The 21327-nt window shown below is 67.9% G+C and carries 16 protein-coding genes and 1 pseudogene; 7 read left to right on the top strand and 10 right to left on the bottom strand.

The window, feature by feature from the left end; all coding sequences use genetic code 11:
- Window positions 1-349 precede the first annotated feature (349 nt).
- Window positions 350-1240: a helix-turn-helix transcriptional regulator gene (locus JIX55_RS05310; RefSeq protein ID WP_257562057.1), complete on the bottom strand. Its 891-nt coding sequence runs from the start codon at window positions 1238-1240 to the stop codon at window positions 350-352.
- Window positions 1241-1455: 215 nt separating this feature from the next.
- Between JIX55_RS05310 and JIX55_RS05315 the strand changes: the two genes are divergently transcribed.
- Together JIX55_RS05315 and JIX55_RS05320 are read left to right on the top strand one after the other, a co-directional pair.
- Window positions 1456-2409 (top strand): alpha/beta hydrolase, encoded by a 954-nt coding sequence (locus JIX55_RS05315; protein WP_257562058.1) that lies wholly within the window; start codon window positions 1456-1458, stop codon window positions 2407-2409.
- Window positions 2410-3105: 696 nt separating this feature from the next.
- Window positions 3106-4599 (top strand): tannase/feruloyl esterase family alpha/beta hydrolase, encoded by a 1494-nt coding sequence (locus JIX55_RS05320; protein ID WP_257562059.1) that lies wholly within the window; start codon window positions 3106-3108, stop codon window positions 4597-4599.
- A gap of 37 nt (window positions 4600-4636) precedes the next feature.
- Here JIX55_RS05320 and JIX55_RS05325 read toward each other — a convergent pair.
- The 7 genes and pseudogenes from JIX55_RS05325 to JIX55_RS05360 form a co-directional block, all read right to left on the bottom strand.
- Window positions 4637-4867 (bottom strand): annotated as a pseudogene (locus JIX55_RS05325) (IS5/IS1182 family transposase); the annotation flags it as partial.
- A 315-nt stretch (window positions 4868-5182) separates the two neighbouring features.
- Window positions 5183-5935: an enoyl-CoA hydratase-related protein gene (locus JIX55_RS05330; protein ID WP_257562061.1), complete on the bottom strand. Its 753-nt coding sequence runs from the start codon at window positions 5933-5935 to the stop codon at window positions 5183-5185.
- Window positions 5936-5961: 26 nt separating this feature from the next.
- Complete coding sequence (locus JIX55_RS05335; protein WP_257562062.1) at window positions 5962-7119, bottom strand: acyl-CoA dehydrogenase family protein; 1158 nt, start codon at window positions 7117-7119, stop codon at window positions 5962-5964.
- Window positions 7116-9059 carry an acetyl/propionyl/methylcrotonyl-CoA carboxylase subunit alpha gene (locus JIX55_RS05340; RefSeq protein WP_257562063.1) on the bottom strand — a complete coding sequence of 648 codons (1944 nt, stop codon included), beginning with the start codon at window positions 9057-9059 and terminating at the stop codon, window positions 7116-7118. The genes JIX55_RS05335 and JIX55_RS05340 overlap by 4 nt, the downstream gene beginning before the upstream one ends.
- Window positions 9060-9127: 68 nt before the next feature.
- On the bottom strand, window positions 9128-10717 hold the full coding sequence (locus JIX55_RS05345; protein WP_257562064.1) for an acyl-CoA carboxylase subunit beta: 1590 nt from the start codon (window positions 10715-10717) through the stop codon (window positions 9128-9130).
- Window positions 10718-11243: 526 nt separating this feature from the next.
- Window positions 11244-12935, bottom strand: a complete 1692-nt coding sequence (locus JIX55_RS05355; RefSeq protein ID WP_443046696.1) for an acyclic terpene utilization AtuA family protein — start codon at window positions 12933-12935, stop codon at window positions 11244-11246.
- Between the two features lie 742 nt (window positions 12936-13677).
- Window positions 13678-14706, bottom strand: coding sequence for an LLM class F420-dependent oxidoreductase (locus JIX55_RS05360; protein WP_257562066.1), 1029 nt, complete (start codon window positions 14704-14706; stop codon window positions 13678-13680).
- Between the two features lie 323 nt (window positions 14707-15029).
- Between JIX55_RS05360 and JIX55_RS50825 the strand changes: the two genes are divergently transcribed.
- Window positions 15030-15545: an XdhC family protein gene (locus JIX55_RS50825; protein ID WP_306819984.1), complete on the top strand. Its 516-nt coding sequence runs from the start codon at window positions 15030-15032 to the stop codon at window positions 15543-15545.
- 153 nt (window positions 15546-15698) lie between these two features.
- Window positions 15699-16949 (top strand): MFS transporter, encoded by a 1251-nt coding sequence (locus tag JIX55_RS05370; RefSeq protein WP_257562067.1) that lies wholly within the window; start codon window positions 15699-15701, stop codon window positions 16947-16949.
- A 52-nt stretch (window positions 16950-17001) separates the two neighbouring features.
- Here JIX55_RS05370 and JIX55_RS05375 read toward each other — a convergent pair whose 3' ends face one another.
- Both JIX55_RS05375 and JIX55_RS05380 read right to left on the bottom strand, forming a co-directional pair.
- Window positions 17002-17871 carry a helix-turn-helix domain-containing protein gene (locus tag JIX55_RS05375; protein WP_257562068.1) on the bottom strand — a complete coding sequence of 290 codons (870 nt, stop codon included), beginning with the start codon at window positions 17869-17871 and terminating at the stop codon, window positions 17002-17004.
- Entirely contained in the window at window positions 17868-18752 is an 885-nt protein-coding gene (locus JIX55_RS05380) for a helix-turn-helix domain-containing protein (RefSeq protein WP_257562069.1), read from the bottom strand. Before JIX55_RS05380 ends, JIX55_RS05375 begins: the two co-directional genes overlap by 4 nt.
- Window positions 18753-18923: 171 nt before the next feature.
- Here JIX55_RS05380 and JIX55_RS05385 point away from each other — a divergent pair, with 171 nt between their 5' ends.
- The 3 genes from JIX55_RS05385 (at window position 18924) to JIX55_RS05395 (ending at window position 21229) form a co-directional block, all read left to right on the top strand.
- Window positions 18924-19940, top strand: a complete 1017-nt coding sequence (locus JIX55_RS05385; protein WP_257562070.1) for a zinc-dependent alcohol dehydrogenase family protein — start codon at window positions 18924-18926, stop codon at window positions 19938-19940.
- A gap of 77 nt (window positions 19941-20017) precedes the next feature.
- Entirely contained in the window at window positions 20018-20683 is a 666-nt protein-coding gene (locus tag JIX55_RS05390; protein WP_257562071.1) for an SDR family NAD(P)-dependent oxidoreductase, read from the top strand.
- 18 nt (window positions 20684-20701) lie between these two features.
- On the top strand, window positions 20702-21229 hold the full coding sequence (locus tag JIX55_RS05395) for a cyclophilin-like fold protein (RefSeq protein WP_257562072.1): 528 nt from the start codon (window positions 20702-20704) through the stop codon (window positions 21227-21229).
- The last annotated feature ends 98 nt before the right edge of the window (window positions 21230-21327 follow it).

Genomic DNA, 21327 nt, shown 5'->3' on the forward strand with positions numbered 1-21327 from the left:
TGTTGGCTGAGCTTGCACTCGCCGTCTTCGGCGCGGGGCTGAAGGCAACTGCAATGGCTGGCGTGAGCGCATTCGGTGGAACCTTCGGGCTTGGCTACCGTACGGCCAAGAGGCTGGGATATATCGGAAAGGACGGGTCTTGACCCAAGGCCGGGCGTGAGCTACACCCGTCGTCTGATCCAGTCAGGTGTCCAGACCGAGCTGCATTCCCTCCCCGGAACGTTCCACAGCTCACGGAATCCTGTATTCAGGATGCGAAGCAACGTCAGCCCACGGCAAGCCGAGGCATCGCGACGAGCTGTGGCCGCTGCACCTGCATCGAGCCCCGGGCGTCGGCCGGGGCAGCGCGTCAGCCTGCCGTGGGCGGTGGCGTAGAAGAGGCGGTTTTCTGGATGGCGCTCCAAGAGGAGAGCAGACGCAGCCCTTCCTCGGAGGGTGAGCCCGGCTCGGCGGTGTAGATGGTGAGGGCGAGGCCGGGTGCGGCGATCATTTCCAGGCCCTCCCAGGAGAGGGTGAGGTCGCCGACGACCGGATGGTGGTACCGCTTCGCTCCGGTGCCGTGCAGGCGGACGTTGTGGCCGGCCCAGCGGGTGCGGAATGCGTCGCTGCGGGTGGACAGTTCGCCGACCAGGTCGTGAAGGTCCCGGTTGTGGGGGTCGCGGCCGGCCTGGACGCGCAGGATGGCGACGGTCTGGTCGGCGATCTGCTCCCAGTCCGCGTAGAAGCGCTGCGCGGCGGGGTCGAGGAAGGCGTACCGGGCGAGGTTCGGTGGCCGCTGTCCGGCGGTGGGCAGATCGCAGTAGAAGGCGCGGGCGAGGTGGTTCATGGCGAGCAGGTCCATACGGCCGTTGCCAACGAAGGCGGGCCCTGCGGTGATGGCGTCCAGGGTCCACTGCAGGCTCGGGTGCGCGGTCCACTGCGCGGGGGCCCGGCGGCGGGGCCTGGCGAGGGTGTCAGTGCCGTCAGCTGTCTGGGCCAGGTGGAGCAGGTGCGCGCGTTCGGCGTCGTCGAGCTGGAGCGCACGGGCGATTGCTTCGAGCACGCCCGGGGACACGCCGGCGAGGTTGCCGCGCTCCACCTTGGCGTAGTACTCGACGCTGACGTCGGCCAGCGCTGCGACCTCACTGCGACGCAGCCCGGGAACGCGGCGCTTGCTACCGGCGGGCAGCCCTGCCTGCTGAGGTGTGATCTTGGCTCGCCGCGAGATCAGAAACTCGCGGATCTCTTCACGATGGTCCACTACTGCACGGTACGCCCGACTTCGACTGGCAGGGATGTACTGCCAGTACACCCCTTGTCAGAGACTCCCTGCGAACACGGAGAGCCGGTTACCTGGACGGTGTGGCGCGCACACGGCTATGAGCACTTGGCGACACGGCCGACACAGCACACCGGCCCACGGAGTCCGCCAGCAGCGCCCCCACGGCTATACGCGCAGAAGGAAGGACAAGAACGATGGCAGTGCCGGACAACTACATCTTCGACCTGGACGAGAACGTCACGCGCACATCGGTGTCGTACCAGAACAGGTTCGGGATCACCATCGCGGCAGACCTCTACCGGCCCAAGGGCTTCGACGAGTCCCGCGGGCACCCGGCGATCGTCATCGGCGCACCGTACGGTGGCGTCAAGGAGCAGGGTCCCGGCATCTACGCCCAGAATCTGGCCCTGCGCGGATTCGTGGCCCTCACGTTCGACCCGTCGCACAACGGCTACAGCGGCGGCGAGCCGCGTCACCTCTCCTCCCCTGAGCTCTTCGTCGAGGACTTCAGCGCAGCGGTGGACTACCTCGGCACACGTCCCTTCGTCGACCGGGAGCGCATCGGCGGGATCGGCATGTGCGGCAGCGGCGGATTTCTGCTCAGCGCCGCACAGGTCGACCGGCGCCTCAAGGCGGTCGCCACCGTCGTCATGTACGACATCTCCCGGGCTGCCTCGAAGGGTTGGCAGGACTCGCTCACCGACGAGGCGCGAAACGGCATGCTCGACGCGATCGCACAACAGCGATACGCGGACTTCGAGGGCTATGCCCCCGCACTGACCCCGCGTGGAGCGCCGATCGGGTTCGACGACACCACCGACCCCATCGGCCGCGAGTTCGGCGAGTTCTACTCCACCCCACGGGGCTACCACCCCAACTCGATCACCCAGTTCACGATGACGAGCATGATGTCGTTCATGAACTTCCCGCTGCTCGACCACATCAACACGGTCTCGCCACGACCCATCCTGTTCGTCGTGGGAGAGCACGCTCACTCACGCTACTTCAGCGAGGACGCCTATGAACTGGCGGCGGAGCCCAAGGAGTTCCACGTGGTCCCGAACGCCGGCCATGTGGACCTCTACGACAGGACGAATCTGATCCCGTTCGACAAGCTGTCGGAGTTCTTCACCAAGAACCTCGCGTGATCCCCGGCTGCGGCCTGGAGTGCGTTCGCGTGGACCCCGGGCCGCAGCTCGACTAGCACAAGCACCTTCATTGAAGAGCCCGGTTCGGGTTCGTGGCCTTCGGGACCCGGTAAGACTTTTTGCCCCTGACGTTGATGATCTGAGGGAAGGCGCTGTCGCCAGTCCTGACGGCACCGGCTAACGGAAGGAAGCGTCTACCACTGGCGGGCTGCGTGATGCCGCAGTCGGCCGCCGGTGTCCGCTGGCAGGCCATCGGCGGGAGGCCCGGGCCTGGGAATCCCAATCACCGGCACTACCTCCACGGCTCCTGACTCACCCCTCCCAGCCCAAACAATGCAACGGGGACTGGCCGCGCAGACTTCACAGGCTGGCTTGCATCACCTCGACAGCGCCGTCTGGTGCCCGTCACCGCCACTTCGGAAGAGCATTCCCGCTGCCGTGACGAGAGTGCCAATGATGTTCCATCCCACGCCTGTGACGGCTGAGATGCCGTCATTTGCTGGGGTCTCTTCAGAAGGGCCTTTGATGCAGCAACCCACACATCCTCGATCCCACAGGAGCAAGCGGTCTCGCTGGCTCCTGGCCAGCGGCGCCCTGGCCGCGGCGTCGGTCTCCCTCTGGACGCTGGTCACGCCCGACGGGGCGACAGCGAGTGCCGTACGGAGCGCTGCGTGTTCCGATCTCGCTTCCGGTCTGGTGAAGAAGCATGAGGTCAAGTCGGCGACGTCCAAGGTCGTCTCCGCAACACCGGACGTTCCCGCCCACTGCCAGGTAGACCTGGTACCGGAGCGCGCGATCAACATCCGGGTCGTTCTCCCCCTCAACGACGCCGACGGCGGCAAGGGTGGAACCGAGTCGGGCGCCTGGAACGGACGCGTCCTCAACATCGGCGGCGGCGGCTACCAGGGCATCATCTCCGACCTCTCCTTCCCACTGCAGCGCGGCGAAGTCGGCTCCAACACCGACACCGGCCACAACCAGGCCTGGTGCAACACCACCAACCCCAAAACCGGCCTGACCAACGCCCAGCCGGACTGCGGCCTGATCGGCGGCGGCTTCGTCCTCGACCCACGCGGCAAACTACTGACCTCCCAGGTCAAGGACTTCATCGACCGCAGCGAGCACGCCCAGACCACCTGGGCCCTCAAACTCACCAAGACCTACTACGGCGAAGACGCCCGCAAGAACTACTGGGTCGGCGCATCAACCGGCGGCCGGCAGGGCTGGCAGATGGCCCAGAAACACGGCGACCTCTACGACGGCTTCCTCATCGGCTTCCCCGCCATCAACTGGAACCGCTTCCCCGTCGCGCAGGCCTGGCCCGCCATCGTCACCAACGAACTGCTCGGCGCAAAAGGCCTGGCACCTGCCAAAAGTGACGCCGCCAACGCCGCCGCCGTCACCGCCTGCGACACCCAGGACGGCGTGAAAGACGGTGTCATCGCTGAACCCCGCCGCTGCACCTTCGACGCCCGAAACGTCAAGGGCCTGACCCCTCAGGAGGCCAAGGCCGTCTACCTCATCTGGGACGGACCCCGCGACGCGCACGGCAACCGCCTGTGGGGTGGCATCACCCGCGGAACCTCCTTCTCCACACTCCTGCCCGGCGGCAACGACATGAGCCCGATGATCGACACCTGGCTCCGCCACTGGCTCAAGCAGGACGCCACCTACGACTGGCGCTCCCACCTCACCACCAACAACTTCCCCCAGACCTTCGAAGCCGCCTACCGCAAGTTCGCAGGAACCGCCTCGACCGACAGCACCGACCTGACCGACGTCCGCCACAACAAGGGCAAAATCCTCTACTACGTCCCCACCAACGACCCCCTCATCGTGCCCTTCGGCTCCTACAACTACCAACAACGCCTCTTCGACCGATACGGCGTCCAGAACACCCGCTCCTTCGTGCGGACCTTCTACTTCCCCAACGTCGGCCACGAACCCCCAACCCTCACCGGCTCAACCCCCGCCATGTCCCAGCTCCTCGACGCCCTCCAAACCTGGACCGAACACGGAGAAGCCCCCAACTCCTTCAACCAGAACGACACAACCGCAAACGTCCAGCGAACCATCTGCGCCTACCCCGACACACCCAAAACCGCCGGCGCCAACGCCGACTGCCAAACACACACCAAAGTCCCCACCGATCTCGCCAACGCCTCCCGCACCGCGATGGACCACCCCTAACCCACACACCCACAAAGACAAAAGGGCCACACCCACATCAGGACGCCGTTGGTTGATTCGGCCTCTGCTTTGCCCCGTCGAGCTGACGCTCGACGGGGCAAAGGCGCTGCGAAGTGGCTGGTGCGGATGCGGACTCGAGGTGTGTCGGTGAGGTGGGCGTCGATGCGGGCGAGGTTGATCGCTGTCGCAGTGAGATGGTGCTGAAGGATGGTCTTCGCCCACCCCGATAGCGGGATCTACGCAGGCCACAGCGCCCCACCACCCGAGAGCTTGCTGCCCTTGGAGTCGATGCGGGGTACCAGTCCGTGGCGGTGACGTACTCGGCATCCACCCAGTGCTCCGCGGGCAGGCAGTCCTGTGCCACGAGGGAGGTGTGGATCTGAGCGTGGTGTCGCGGATGCCTTGGGGCGCGTGAGTTCGGGCCATGTGCCGGTTGCCGGGGAATGGCCGTGCTGCGTTTACCACGCCGCACGCCCTCCACCAAGCGGCCAGTAGAGGACCGCAACAGTGGGTGTACCTCGTCCTCGTCGGCGTCTGCGGAGTCTCTACAGACCGATCTACGGAAGCCGAACGAGGGAATCAGCTATGGCCGGGTGCGGGTCAGGAACGCTTTCATCGCTGCGCGCGCCTCCTCGCTGTCGAACAGTTCGGCGGATCGCCGAGCTGCGTATTCACCATCCCGTTCGATGCGCTCCAAGAGGTCGCCGTTGAGGAGTTGTTTGGTCTCCGAGAGGCCCTGGATGTTCCCCTTCACGATCGCGTTGAGGGTGTCGTCCACGGCGGAGGCGAGTTCCGCATCCGGTACGGCCCGTGTGATCAGGCCCATGTCAGCCGCTTCCGCCGCTCCGAACGTCCTGGCTGAGAGGAATACATCGGCGGCCGCGCGCGGCGAGAGGCGTTCGAGCAGGCTGAGGGAAATGACCGCGGGGGCGAGGCCAAGGCGGACCTCGGTGAGGGCGAAGGTGACGGTTTCGGCCGCCAGGACGATGTCCGCAGCTCCGACGATGCCGAGCCCTCCGGCTCTGACGGGGCCGCGGAGTTCGACCACTACGGGTTTGGCCATCTTCGCGATCTGAGCCTGCAGGGCGACGAGCTGCCGTGGCCCGTCCGCCCCGGTGCCGGACACGGCCTCCGTGAGGTCAGCGCCGGCGCAGAAGACGGGGTGTGCGGAGCGCAACAGGACGACTCGTGTATCGGGGTCGGCTTCGGCCGTTGAGAGCCGCTCACCCAGTTGCCGGACGAGTTCGCGGCTGAGGGCGTTGCGGTTGTGCGGGCTGTCGAGGGTGACGGTGGCGACGTGGTCGGAGAGTTCCAGATGGACGAGTTCGCTGGGCATGGTGTCCATTCGCGGTGTCGGGCGGGTCAGTAGGAGCGGGGCAGGCCGAGGGAGGACTGGGCGATGAAGTTCAGCACCATCTCCCGGCTTACGGGCGCGACGCGGGACAGCCGGGAGGTGGCGAGGGCTTGGACCAGTCCGTACTCTTCGGCCAGACCGTTGCCGCCGTGGGTCTGGATCGCCTGGTCGACGGCAGCGCAGGCGGCTTCGCCCGCGGCGTACTTGGCCATGTTGGCGGCTTCGCCCGCAGCGAGCAGATCGCCGGAGGCGAGCAGGGCCGCGGCTTTCTGCGTCAGCAGTCGTGCGGCCTCGATCTCGATGTGGATCCTGGCAAGGGGGTGCGCGATGGCTTGGTGGGACCCGATCGGGGTGGCCCACACCTCTCGCTCGCGGGCGTACTCGACAGCCCTGCCCAGCGCCCATCTGGCGGTGCCGATGGCGGAGGAGGCCACCATGATCCGCTCGGGGTTCAGGCCGGCGAAGAGCTGTTCGAGGCCGGCGTTCTCCTTGCCCACGAGTGCGTCTCCGGGCAGCCGGACGTCGTCCAGGAACAAGGTGAACTGCTTCTCCGGAGAGGTCAGGCCCATGCTGATCTCGTGCCGGGTGAACCCGTCGGCGTCGGTCGGCACCATGAACAGGGCGGGCTTGAGCCTGCCCGTCCTGTCCTCGGTGCGGCCGACGATCAGCACGTGGCTGGCCTCGTCTACGCCGCTGATGAAGGTCTTCCTGCCGTTGAGGACCCAGTCGGTTCCGTCGCGGCGTGCGTGCGTGGTGATGTTGTGCGAGTTGGACCCGGCGTCCGGTTCGGTGATGCCGAAGGCGTATTTGGCGGTTCCGTCGGCGATGCCGGGCAGCCAGTGCTGCTTCTGTTCATCGGTCCCGAACTCGGCGATGATCGTGCCGACGATGGCGGGCGAGACCACCAAGAGCATCAGGGGGCAACCTGCGGTGGCGAGTTCTTCCAGAACAGCGGCGAGGTCACCGATGTCGCCTCCGCCTCCGCCGTACTCCTGCGGGACGCACACACCGAGGTAGCCGAGTGCCGCCGCCTCGTTCCACAGTTCCGTGGTCTTCCGACCCTCGCGGGCCGTGTCGTAGAAGTACGACGCACCGTATTTCTGGCCCAGGTCGCTGACCGCCGCGCGCAGCGCGCGACGCTCGTCCGACTCCATGAATGTGCTCATGCTTCCTTCTCCTCGATGATCGCGAGCACGGCACCTGCCGTGACCTGCTGCCCGACGCTCACTTCTAGCGCGGTGACGATGCCGGGGGCCGGCGCGGCAACGGTGTGCTGCATCTTCATGGCCTCCAACAGCACGACGGGGTCGCCCTTGTTGATCTGGGCGCCGACTTCGACGGCCACGGCGATGACGGTGGCCGGCATGGGGGCGAGCAGGGATCCTTGGGCCACTGCTTCGGCTGGGTCCACGAAGACGGGAACGATGTCCAGAGCGAACGCGCCGTGCGGGCCGCTGACATCGACGACGCCGTCGTCGACCGCGACGTGGTAGGTCTCGCGCAGACCGCCGTCCTGGAGCAGGACGTAATCGCCGCGGGCGTCGAGCACGGAGACGTTCTCGATGTAGTCGGAGACGAGGCGCTGCCCCTGAGAGGTGTACGTGACCGCGTATTCGGTCCGGCCTCGCCGATAGGTGCGCACCCGGGGGCCGCTGGGAACGTTGCGCCAGGCAGCGGGGATGCGCGCCAGTACAGGTGCGAAGGCGGCTGCCCGGGCCGCTTCGCAGACTGCCGCTGCCAGTGCCGCCTTGTGCACGGCGCGTGCGCCGACGCCTGCTGTCCAGTCGTCGATGCGCTGGTCGAGGAGCGAGGTGTGCATCCGGCCTGCGGTGAACTCGTCGTCGTTGAGAGCGGCGCGTAGCAGGTCGGTGTTGGTGGTGACGCCGTGGATCCTGCCGCGGCGCAGCGCGTCGTCGAGCATGCGGATCGCCGAGGGGCGGTCGGCGGCGTAGGCAATGACCTTGGCGAGCATGGCGTCGTAGTGGATCCCGACCTCACTGCCGGCCTCGACACCGGAGTCCACGCGCAGGGCCGGGGCGCGAGGGATGCCGAAGGCCGTGCCGCCGAGGTCGAAGGCCCGGATGCGGCCGGTCTGCGGGGCGAAGCCGTCGGCCGGGTCCTCGGCATACAGTCGGACCTCTATGGCGTGGCCCGAGGGAGCGGGCGGCCCACCCTCGAGCGGGCGGCCCTCCGCTACGGCGATCTGGTGGGCCACCAGATCCAGGCCGGTCACGCATTCGGTGACCGGGTGCTCGACCTGAAGACGCGTGTTCATCTCCAGGAAGAAGACACGATCGCCGTCAACGAGGAACTCCACCGTGCCGGCTCCCCGGTAGCCGACGGCCTCCGCGGCCGCACGGGCGGCGCTGTGCAACGTCTCCCGGGCCGTGTCCGACAGGTTGGGGGCAGGTGCTTCTTCGATGACCTTCTGGTGGCGGCGCTGGATGGAGCAGTCACGGTCGCCCACGATCCACGTGGTGCCGTGGGCGTCGCTGAGCACCTGGACCTCGACATGGCGGGCCATGGGCAGATAGGGCTCGACGAACACGGTGCCGTCGCCGAACGCGGACCGGGCCTCCGCTTCGGCCTTGGCGAGTTCGCCGTCCAACTGGTCCAGCGATTCCACGACGCGCATGCCCCGACCGCCGCCGCCTGCGGATGCCTTGACCAGCAGCGGCAGATCCGCGTGCGTGACGGCCTCGATACCGACGTCGAGGATGGGAACCCCGGCCTCGGCCATGATCTGCTTGGCGCGGATCTTGCTGCCCATGGCCTCGATCGATTCCGGTGTCGGACCGATCCAGGTCAGTCCGGCTGCCTCGACGGCCCGGGCGAAGTCCGCGTTCTCGGACAGGAACCCGTAGCCGGGGTGGACGGCGTCCGCACCGGCGAGCCGCGCGGCCGCGATGATCAAATCGCCACGCAGGTAGGTCTCCGAGGGCGCGTCACCGGGCAGCCGCACGGCGAAGTCGGCCCCGCGCACGAACGGTGCGTGGACGTCGGCGTCGGAGTGGACAGCCACCGTCGCGATGCCGAGGTCCCGGCAAGTACGGAACACCCGTCGTGCGATCTCTCCTCGGTTCGCGACCAGGATCTTGCGGATCATCAGAACTCTTCCTCGGGGCGGTGGCGCCTCGGCGACATGGCGTGCGGCGGGTGCCGCTGATGTGCGGGTCACAGGCGGAACACCCCGTAGCCCTGGGCGCCCTCGACCGGCGCGGAGTGGATGGCGGACAGGCAGATACCGAGGACGGTGCGGGTGTCGCGCGGGTCGATGACGCCGTCGTCGTAGAGCATCCCGGAGGTGAAGTAGGCCAGTGACTCCTTTTCGATCTGCTCCTCGATCACCGCGCGCATCTTGGCGTCGGCCTGCTCGTCGAAGGGCAGGCCCTTGGCTGCCGCGGCCTGACGGGAGACGATGGACACGACGCCGGCGAGCTGCGCCGGTCCCATGACCGCGGACTTCGCGCCGACCCAGGTGAACATGAATCGCGGGTCGTAGGCGCGGCCGCTCATGCCGTAGTGGCCGGCGCCGTAGGACGCGCCCATGACGACCGACAGGTGCGGGACCCGCGAGTTGGAGACGGCGTTGATCATCTGGGCGCCGTGCTTGATGATCCCGCCCTGCTCGTACTCCTTGCCGACCATGTAGCCGGTGGTGTTGTGCAGGAACAGCAGCGGAGTGTCGGTCTGGTTGGCGAGCTGGATGAACTGGCCCGCCTTCTGCGCTTCCTTGCTGAACAGCACGCCCTGGGCGTTGGCGAGGATTCCGACGGGGTAGCCGTGCAGCTGGGCCCAGCCGGTGACCAGGCTCGTGCCGTAGAGAGGCTTGAACTCGTCGAATGCGCTGCCGTCGACGATCCGTGCGATCACTTCACGCGGGTCGAAGGGGATCTTCAGGTCGGTCGGGACGATCCCGAGCAGCTCTTCGGGGTCGAACAGCGGGTCGGCGTAGCCGATCCGGGGAGCGGGTCCGGCCTTGCGCCAGTTGAGGCGTCGCACGATCTGCCGACCCAGCCGGATGGCGTCGTGCTCGTCGGCGGCGAGGTAGTCCGCCAGTCCGGAAGTACGGGCGTGCATCTCGGCTCCGCCCAGCGACTCGTCGTCGGACTCCTCGCCGGTGGCCATCTTCACCAGCGGCGGCCCGCCGAGGAAGACCTTCGCTCCGCCTGCGACCATCACGACGTAATCGCTCATGCCGGGCACGTAGGCTCCGCCGGCGGTGGAGTTTCCGAAGACGAGCGCGATGGTGGGGCGGCGATCTGCGCTGGCCTCGGTGAGGTTGCGGAAGCTCCGGCCGCCAGGAATGAAGATGTCCTTCTGCGTAGGCAGGTCGGCACCTCCGGACTCGACGAGGTTGATCATCGGCAGCCGGTTCTCCGCGGCGATCTGCGCGGCCCGGAAGCTCTTTTTCAAAGAGACCGGATTGCTGGATCCGCCGCGCACCGTCGGATCGTGGGCGACGATCATGCATTCGACGCCCTCGACCGCGCCGATGCCGGTGACGAGTGAGCCGCCGACGGCGAAGTCCGAATCCCAGCCGGCCAGCGTGCTCAGCTCGAGGAACGGCGCGTCCGGATCAAGGAGCAGCTCAATGCGTTCGCGAGCGGTGAGCTTCCCCCTGCGGTGGTGTCGTTCGACGTTCTTGGCTCCGCCTCCGGCGAGCGCCCGGGCGTGCTGTTCGGTGAGGTCGGCGACGCGTTCCAGCATCGCTTCACGGTTGGTGGCGTAGGCCACCGAGGCAGGGTCGATCGTGGTCCTCATGGTGTCGTCCTGGTGAGTGGCGGGTGACGTCGTGGGACATTCGGCATATGAGGTCGTGGAGTGTGGGCGCATCAGCGCTCCCGGAGCGGGGCTGCGGACCTTCCCAGAGCCGTCGCTGATGGGCGACGTCCCTCTCCAGGCGGGCCGGCGAAGGCTTGCGCGATCGCCAGCCACACTTCGGCGTCCGAGCCGACAGCTCTCAGCGCGGTGTCGTCGCGGTGGATGCGCAGAGTGACCACGCCTGTGAAGTCGAAGGCTGGTCCGGTGATGCACTTAGAGGAGTCGACCGGGCCCCAATGGATCTGGGCTGCGGTGGCTGTACGCCACCGTGCCCTCGGGCGTCCGCGCAACTGCGGCGCCCTAGGCCGGTCACCCTCCACGCGAAGCACGGCCAACAGCTCGTCGAGCCCGGTCATGTCGTCTGCGCCCTGCGGACCGGGGTGGTGCGGGCGTGCGGCCAGCCATCCACCGGCGTGGACCGGGGTACGTACACGGGCCAGAGCCATCAGCAGCTCACGGAGGAGGTTCATGCCAAGAACCCTTGAGGGATCGGCGCGTTGCGGGAGCGGAGCCACTCGCCGACCGCTTTGGCCTGGGGATCGAAGCGCGTGGAGGAGGCGACTCCTTCACCGAGCAGGCCGTCGATAACGATGTTGAGCGCCGACAGGTTCGGCAGAGGGTGCACCGTGACGTCGAGGACCGCCGCCTCCGGCAGCAGCTGCCTGACCGCATCAGCATCGAGCCAGCCGGTCAGCCAGGCGAAGACGTCCTCGCGCTGCGGATGCCCGGCAGGAACCCAGACACCGACGTTCGCACTGCCACCCTTGTCACCAGAGCGCGCGAACAGCAGCCTCCCGAGGGGCGTTTGCGTGATCGGCCCCCAAATCGCCGGCGCCGCGGACCGCGGGCCGGTTTCCTCGCTCCCCCGGTCGGTATGGTGCAGCGACCCTTCGACGGTGATCGGCGCGGTCACCGATTGAGCGGGTACGTCGATCCGGCGACCGTCGTGCAGGACCACGGTGTGCGGTACGTCCCCCTGCGGCACGTACCCGGCGTCGAAGACTCCGTACGGGGTCGCGGGCCCGGGTGGGGCGGTGACGTGGAATCCCGGGTACGAAGCGAGAGCGAGCTCGACTGCGGCGCTGCTGAAGGAGCGGCCGGCAACGGCGGCGTCCGGGTCCTTGACGTGGCAGCGCAGCAGCGCGGACGCCTCGGACTGGGTCGCGGCATCGGGTCTGTCCGTGCGCACGAGATCCCACGTGACCTGCTGGGGCGCCCGGACCGCGAGTGCCTGCTGCATCTGACGGCGTACCCAGGCCGCCTTCTGCTCGATCTCGAGCCCCGTGAGTACGAATTCGACGCTGTTGCGGTATCCGCCGAGGCGGTTGAGAGCGACCTTCGAGGCGGGCGGTGGAGCCTGCCCCCGCACTCCTGTGACCCTCACCCGGTTTTCGCCCGCCTGCTCCAGCGCCACGGTGTCGAGCCAGACGGTGACGTCCGGGTTGGCATACAGCGCGCCACCGACCTCGTAGACGAGTTGGGCGGTGACAGTGTCCACCGTCACCGCGCCGCCGCTGCCGGGATGCTTGGTGATGACGGCGGTGCCGTCCTCGCAGATCTCGGCCAGCGGGAACCCGAGCGGCCCCGAGGTGTCAAGGGCGGTGAAGCCGGCATAGTTCCCACCCGTTGTCTGCGCGCCGCATTCGAGCACATGCCCGGTCACGACACCGGCGGCGAGCAGGTCGAAGTCCTCACGACCCCAGCCGAATTCGGCAATCGCCGGGCCGAGCGTCAGGGCGGCGTCGGTGACCCGTCCGGTGACGACGATGTCGGCGCCGGCCCGCAGCGCCTCGGCGATTCCGAATGCCCCGAGGTAGGCGTTGGCCGTCAGCACGCCCTTCCAACCGCGCTCCTCGGCAGCGCCGAGCAGGTCATCGCCCTCGACATGCGCCACGTCGATTTCGACGGACTGCTCCCGGGCCAGGGTGCGCACCGCTGCGGCCAAACCGGACGGGTTGAGCCCGCCGGCGTTCACCACGATGCGCACCCTCCTCTCGCGGGCGAGAGCAAGGCAGTCGGTGAGCTGGCGCAGGAAGGTTCTCGCGTAACCCAGCGAGGGATCCTTGCGACGGTCCTTGCCTAGGATGAGCATGGTCAGCTCGGATAGGTAGTCACCCGTCAGATAGTCGAGCGGGCCGGATTCCAGCATCTCCCGCATCGCGGACAGCCGGTCTCCGTAGAAGCCCGAGCAGTTGCCGACCCGTATCGTGCGCCCTCTTCCAGCAGCGTGATCGTGATCCACGAAACCTTCTCTCCTCTTCTTGACGAGGGCGCGCCCTCCGCTGTGACGAGATGTGTGCCGCGTGCCCATATGAGGCAGGCAGTGCCACTCGGAGCCGACCCGATCGGGGAAGAAAGGCCCTGAGCGGCCTTGGCAAGGTCCGCACCCGTGAGCGGCGCGGAGCTGTGCTTATGCGCGGCTCCGCCGCGTGGGCGCGATGAGCCCATGCCGAATCGCGAGAGTGCCACCGCTCTTCCAGCGAGCCTGTCCTCCAACGGGCCTGGCCTTTGCCGTCTGGTCCCACGGCCGGATCACCGAAGCATCTCGCGGCATCGTCCCCTTGGCGTGGCGCCGCCACCTCCACCTGGTGCCACGCCGTATGCGCGGACAGGCTGCCCGAGCCACCTTGACCCCCGACCAGGTGTGCCAAGCGATGGTCCAGCTCGGGGGGGGGACACGGCAGCTGCACGAAGGCATGACGATCCGAGGCAGGTTGCTTTCCAAGTCGAGCATCGTCATGGAAGCTCTGTGCACACTGCGTTGCTCCACGACTCGAACGGCATTGCGCCTCGTGTGCTTAAGTTCCAGACATCTGGTGGGGAAGCGTCCCAGTGCTGGGGAAGCCCAGTAAGGGTGCCGGCCCGGTTGTACAGTTTTCGAGGCAGTACTGAGCAGCCCGTCAGAGCCAGCCCTTGACCTTCTCCACGAGGCGGGCGGGGTCAGGGTCAACCACCCGGACGTTCAACTGGGTGACACCGGCGGCGCGGAACGCCTCGATGCGCTCGCGTACATAACTTTCGGGACCGCACAGCGACACAAGTTCGGTCAGCTCGTCGGGAACAGCCGCTTCCGCCTCCCTCTTCTTCCCGGACAGGTAGAGGTTCTGGATATTTTGGGCGGCTTCCTCGTAACCGTAGGCGTGGGCCAGGTCGTTGTAGAAGTTCTTGCCTTTGGCGCCCATGCCGCCGAGGTAGAGGGCGATCATCGGGCGGAGCAGGTCGCGGGCGGCTGCCGCGTCCTCGCCGACGGCGAGGAGGCTGCCCGCGACGATCTGAAGGTTCCCAAGTTCCGCGGGCCGTCGTGCCAGTCCCTCGGTGAGTGCGCTTCCCCAGACCTGGCGGGCCTTCTCGGGGATGAAGAGATGCGGCAGCCAGCCGTCGGCGATCTCCGCGGTCATGCGGACGTTGGCCGGGCCGAGGGCTGCGACGTGGATCGGTATCTCGCGGCGGACCGGGTGGTTGAGGAACTTCAGGGGTTTGCCGAGCTTGCCGCCCTTCTCGGGCGGCAGTGGCATGTCGACGATGCCGTGGTGGTCGATCACGTCACGTCGCCATATCCGGCGGCACAGTTCGACGGTCTCGCGGGTGCGGCCGAGCGGCTTGTCGTACGGCCGGCCGTGCCAGCCCTCGACGACCTGCGGACCGGATGCGCCGAGCCCGAGCAGAGCACGCCCCCCGGACACGGCGTCGAGTCCGGCGGCAGTCTGGGCGATCAGCGCGGGCGTGCGCGAGTACACGTTGATGATGTACGAGCCGATCTTCACGCGCTCGGTGCGTGCGGCGAGGTAGCCCATGGTGGTCGGCGAGTCGAAACCGTATGCCTCGGCCACCCAGACGGCGTCGAGTCCGGCCTTCTCCAGCCGCACGATCTCGTCGACGGCCTTTCGGGGGTTGTTTTCGGCGTACTCAAGGGTGGTGGCGAGTTCCATGGGCTTTCCTCTCCGCGTCCCTTCCCGGGAACACCGGCATACGCAAGGCGGGAACTGATCCGGTGCGGCTGGTCATCGCTCCCCGGCCAGTGTGATGTGAGCGTGCCAGCCGAGAAAACAAAAATCAAGCACGCATGCTTTTTTAGATCCTCGCATCATCGGCGTCTGGCGGGGATGTTCCCTGCGGCCCAGGCCGCTTGTACCGCTCAGCCAACGGATCTCGGGGGTGGTTCCAGGACCTGTCGGGTGACGACGCCCGCTGTGCGCTCGGTCGCAGCGTTGGGCTTCGTCAGCGGTGGACATGCAGAGCGTGAAGCCCGGCCGTGGACTCTCGCACCGCCGTCTGCGTCCTCACCCACGACGCCAGATTCGAGATCCCGCTGATGCAGCTCGCCCTCGACCTGCCGGTGGGCTATGTCGGCGCGATGGGTTCCCGGCGCACCCACGACGAACGCCTCCGCCTGCTGAGCAAGGCCGACGTTGCCGAGGACCAACTCCCCGCCTGTACTCCCCGATCGGTCGGCCTCGGGGCCCACACCGCCGAGGAGACGGCCCTCTCCATCCCTGCGGAGATCATCGCCCACACCGACCGAATCACGGGGCTGCCCCTGTCCCAGGCGACCGGACCGATCCACCGGCCGCTACCCCCACTGAAGTCCGACCACGGCCAGCTGAGGGAAGAGGCGGCAGATCCTGGCCGACGGCCGACAAGGCGCCATGGAAACGGGCACAGCCCCAAAGCGCAGGCTGTGCCGCTGGTCTCTGGCCCCCCAATACCTGAGTGGCCGGCGCACCGCTGCCACGTCTGTGCCGGAACAGGTGAGTTCCTCATCCCGTGAAGCGGCAGCTGCGGAAAAGGGAGACCACTCCCTGGTCCGCCACGAAGCAGGGAGAAATTACTCCCCCTCACAGAACGCCCGTGCGGTGCGATGCTCTACGGCGTCCCCACCTCGCAGCGGTCACACATCGCCCTGAAAAGAGAATGCGACCGAATGTCACCCACGACCGACGGCCCACCCCACAAACTGCCCTTCGTCGTCCTGGTGCTGTCCGCCGGAACATTCCTCATGGGCACCACCGAATTCGTCATCGCGGGCCTGCTGCCCGAGATCGCCGACGATCTGCATGTCAGCGTCTCTCAGGCAGGTCTGCTGATCACGGCGTTCGCTGCAGGCATGATCGTCGGGGCACCGGTGATGGCTATAGCGACGTTGCGCCTGCCGCGGCGCTCCACGCTGATCCTCGCCCTCGTCGTCTTCGCCCTCGGCCACCTGGTCGCCGCGCTCAGCTCGTCCTTCGCTCTTGTGCTCGCGGCCCGCGTGGTGACCGCGCTGGCTACCGGGACCTTCTGGTGCGTCGGCGCGATCGTGGCCACGACCGCGGCGGGACCGGCAGCGACGTCACGGGCCCTGGGCATGCTCCTGGGAGGTCTGACCGTGGCCACCGTGGCCGGCGTACCTCTGGGCGCGTGGCTGGGGCAGCTGTCGGGCTGGCGCGGGCCGTTCTGGGTGCTGGCCGCGCTGTCGGCCGGCGCGGCGGCGGTCATCGGCCGGCACATCCCTGCCGACGAGCGATGCGAAGCGCCTTCCGTCCGGGCGGAGTTCGCCGCGCTGCGGGATGTCCGGGTCTGGCTGACGCTGAGTGCCATGACGTTGCTGATGGGCGGTGTCCTGGCGACGTACACCTACATCTCGCCACTGCTCACCGAACGGGCCGGCATCCCCCATGGAGCCGTGCCCATGGTTCTGACCGGCTACGGCCTGGGTGCCCTGCTGGGCACCACGGTCGGCGGGCGCCTGGGCGATCGTCGCCCCCTTGCCACGCTCATCACCTCCGCTGCCACGACCACGCTGGTCCTGCTGTTGTTGACCTTGCTCTCCCCGAACCCCGTGGCTGCCGTCGTCCTGGTGACCCTCATGGGAATGACCGGCTTCGCCGCGACCCCGGTGCTCGGCGCGCTGGCCCTGCGTTTCTCCAGCTCCGCGCCCAACCTCGTCTCCGGCCTCAGCGGCTCGGCGCCCAACGTGGGCATCGCCATCGGCTCCTGGACGGCGGGCATCGCCCTGGCCTCACCACTGGGGCCAGCAGGGCCCCCGCTGGTCGGCACGCTGGCGGTCGCCCTCACCCTCGTACCGCTGACCGTACTCGCGCTGATGCGCGCCACCCGCACCGAGACGCCCCCGCCTCAGCCCCAAGCGGTCGCAGACCAGCCGGCCAACTGCGGCACTCAGGACATTGGCTGACGCGGCCCTCGGCTCGTCCCACACGTGAGCAGCAGGTCGCGCGCGGCACCGGTCAGCGGAGGGAAGACGAGGGCGCCAGGTTCTGGTCGGCGGCCCACGAGGCGAGGATGCGCAGCCGCTCCTGGGTGGGAGAGCCGGGGGCGGCGGTCCAGACGGTCAGATGCTGGTCGGGGTCAGTGTTGGCGGTGAGGGTGTCCCAGTCCAAAACGAGTTCGCCGACGACCGGATGGTTGAGAGTCTTGGTGCCCACCGTGCGGGCAGCGACCCTGTGATCGCCCCACCACTGGGCGAACTGCTTGTCCCGCGTGGAGAGCTCACCGACCAGCTCGATGAGACGGGGATCATCGGGATACTTCGCCGCCTCCATCCGCACCTGCGCCACGGCGATCCGTGCCGAGCCCTCCCAGTCGGCGTACAGGCTGCGCAGCGCCGGATCGGTGAAGATGAGCCGCGGGTAGTTGCGGTGCTTCTCCGGAATGCGGGAGAAGTCGGTGACCAGGGCTGCCGCCAGTGCGTTCCACGCCAGGATGTCCCCGCGTCGCCCCTGCACGATGGCCGGGGTGGCGGTGAGGTCGTCGAGCACGCGTTGCAGCTGGGGCTGTACCTTCTGCCTGCCGTGACGCCGGGTGCGGGTGGTGGTCTTGCCCGCGAGCTGGAACAGATAACCCCGCTCGTCGTCGTCCAGGTGCAGTACGCGGGCGAGGACGTCCAGCACAGGAGCGGACGCCTGCATACGGCCCTGCTCAAGACGCGTGTAGTAGTCCGTGCTGATCGAGGCGAGGTGGGCGACCTCCTCACGGCGCAGCCCGTCCACCCGGCGGGGCCCGCCCGTCTCGGGCAGCCCGACCGTGCGTGGGCTCAGTTCCGAACGGCGCTTCTTGAGGAACTCACCCAGCTCATTGAGAGGAACTTTGCTGGTCATGCTTCCCATCCTGACGAGGTCGGCAGGTTCTGGTCGCTGGCCCACGAGGCGAGGATGCGCAGCTGATCGTGCGCGGGGGAGCCCGGGGCAGCGGTCCAGACCGTCATGTATTGATCGAGGTCGGTGCTGGCGGTGAGGGTGTCGCAGTCGAGGGTGACCTCCCCCACGACCGGATGGATCAGGGTCTTGGTGCCCACGGAGCGGGCGGCCACGCGGTGGTCGCCCCACCACTGGGCGAACCGCTGGTCGCGCATGGACAGTTCACCGACCAGCTCGATCAGACGGGGATCCTCGGGATACTTCGCCGCTTCCATCCGCAGCTGCGCCACGGCGATCCGCGCCGAGCCCTCCCAGTCGGCGTACAGGCTGCGCATCGCCGGATCGGTGAAGATGAGCCGCGGGTAGTTGCGGTGCTTCTCCGGAACACGGGAGAAGTCAGTGACCAGCGCGGCAGCCAGCGCGTTCCACGCCAGAATGTCACCGCGCCTCCCTTGGATCATCGCTGGGACGGAGGTGAGGCTTTCCAGCACCCGCTGCAGTTGCGGCTGGACCTTCTGCACGCCACGGCGGCGCGTGCGCACGGTGGTCTTGCCAGCGAGCTGGAAGAGATAGTCCCGTTCGTCGTCGTCCAGGTGGAGGACACGGGCGATGGTGTCCAGCACGGGAGCGGACGCCTGCATACGGCCCTGCTCGAGCCGGGTGTAATAGTCCGTGCTAATGGAAGCGAGCTGGGCGACCTCCTCACGGCGCAGTCCTTCGACCCGGCGGGGTCGGCTGGGCGACGGGAGTCCGACCGTGGGCGGGCTCAGCTGTGAGCGGCGCTTCTTGAGGAATTCTCCCATTTCATTTGGGGCGACATTGCTGGTCATGCTTCCCAGCATTACATCGATCGCACCTGGGGAAGGGGGGAGAATTTTCTCCCTGGATGTTCCTCTCCCCGGATAGATTCCTCCGCTTTTCGCGGCCGCCCTCGCGTGTGAGGCTCGATTTCGAGCAGTCGTCCCAGATTCCGGCTGCGGTTCCAGACCCTCGTACCGAAGGAAGCACCCATCATGCGCGGAGCAGTCATTCACGCCCCCGGCGACGTGCGCTTCGAGACCCTGGACGACCCGAAGATCAGCCGACCGACCGACGCCGTCATCCGCACGGTCGCCAGCTGTGTGTGCGGCTCGGACCTGTGGCCCTACCGCGGTGCGGAGCCGGTGGACGAGCCCCATCCGATGGGGCACGAGTACGTCGGCATCGTCGAGGAAGTCGGCAACGAGGTCACCAACGTCAAGCCGGGCCAGTTCGTCGTGGGATCGTTCGCCACCTCGGACAACACCTGTGCGAACTGCCGTAACGGCTGGCAGTCCTCCTGCCTGAACCGCGAGTTCATGAGCACCTGCCAGGCCGACTACGTGCGCATCCCCAATGCCCACGGCACGCTCGTGGCCACCGACGAGCACCCGGACGCCGCGTTCGTGCCTGGTCTCCTGGCCGTCTCGGATGTGATGGGCACCGGCTGGTACGCCGCCCTCGCCGCCGAGGTGAAGCCCGGCTCCACTGCCGTGGTCGTCGGCGACGGAGCGGTCGGCCTGTGCGGTGTCATCGCCGCGAAGGAGCTCGGGGCGGAGCGGATCATCGCGATGAGCCGCCATGAGTCCCGGCAGAAGCTCGCCCTCGAGTTCGGCGCCACGGATATCGTCACCGAGCGCGGCGATGACGGCATCGCCCGCGTCAAGGATCTCACCGGCGGTATCGGCGCCGACTCCGTTCTGGAGTGTGTCGGTACCCCCGAGTCCATGCGGCAGGCCCTGCACTCCGCCCGCCCCGGCGGCAACGTGGGCTTCGTCGGCGTCCCGCACGACGTTGCGGTCGAGGGCCAGGAGCTGTTCTTCTCCCAGGTCGGCCTGCGGGGCGGCCCCGCCCCGGTGCGCCGCTACCTGCCCGACCTGATCGACCGGGTCCTGACCGGCCGGATCAACCCGGGCAAGGTCTTCGACCTCACCCTGCCCCTGGACCAGGTCGCCGAGGGCTACAAGGCGATGGACGAGCGCCGCGCCATCAAGGCCCTCCTGAAGCCCTGACCGCAACCCGTCTCGGCGCTGGGGCCGGGCATCCGAAGCACGGCCCCAGCGCTGCCCCTCTCCACCAAGGACTCACCGTGACCACTTTCGCTCTCATCGGCGCCGGACCCGGCCTCGGGCTCGCCACGGCCCGCCGCTTCGGAACCGCCGGCCACAGCGTCGCTCTCATCGCCCGCAACACCCAGCATTTGGACGACCTCACGGCCGAGCTGGCGCGCGACGGCATCGAAGCCCGCGGCTTCGCCGCCGACGTCCTCGACATCGAGTCCTTGACTGCGGCCCTGTACGCGGCCAGTACCGCGCTGGGAACCGTCGAGATCCTCCAGTACAGCCCCGTGCCTCGCGCCGACTTCATGAAACCGGTCCTGGACACGCGCGCCGACGACCTCGACGCCCCGCTCGCCTTCTCCGTCAAGGGACCGGTCACCGCGGTGAACGCCGTCCTGCCCGGCATGCGCGAACTCGGCCGCGGCACCCTGCTGTTCGTCAACGGCTCCAGCGCCGTACGCCCCAACCCGAACGTCGCCGGCACCTCCATCGCCTTCGCCGCCGAAAGCGCCTACGCCCGCATGCTCCACGACACCCTCGCCCCGCAGAACATCCACGCCGCCCAGCTGATCGTCCCCGGCGCCATCCGGCCCGACGCCGAACACAGCAGCCCCGACGCCCTGGCCCGACGCCTGTACAGCATCCACACCGAGCGCGACGGCTTCCGCCACTACTCCGAGCCCCTGCCCGACTGAACCCCTGGACGCCCCGTGATGCCGACCACCCTCCCCACCCTGGCAGCCCGTGGCGCCGCAGCCGCAGCCCTGCTGCTTGCCGTCACCGCCTGCACCGACAACTCGCCCACCACCTCCTCCGCGTCGTCCCCCTCCGGACGGCAACAGTCATCGACCCGTCCGGCATCCACCCCATCGTCCGGCAGGAACACCGCCATGAACATCCAGGTCACCATCGACGGCCGACCGGTCGACGCCACCCTGAACGACAACGCCGTAGCCCGCGACTTCGCCTCCCTCCTCCCCCTCAGCCTCGATCTGGAGGACTTCCACCAGACGGAGCGGATCGCTTATCTGCCGCGCAAGCTGAACACCTCCGGCGCCCCGGACCCGGCAGCACCGAAGGCCGGCGACCTGACCTACTACGCACCCTGGGGCAACATGGCCCTGTTCTACCGCGACGGCGACTCCGCGTCCGCCGACCTGATCATCCTCGGCCACGTCGACAACAGCGACAACCAACGGCTCGCCAACGCCGAACACATCACTGTCGAAGCCGCCCCCTGACTCGGCCGACAGCCACCGCAAGCAGGCGGACAGCGACCTAGAGGGGGAGAACATTCCCCCCTTTTCGTCTTCCTTCGGCCATGGAACCGTGAAACAGG

It is taken from the genome of Streptomyces sp. DSM 40750 (assembly GCF_024612035.1).
In the GTDB taxonomy this organism is placed as follows: Bacteria; Actinomycetota; Actinomycetes; order Streptomycetales; family Streptomycetaceae; genus Streptomyces.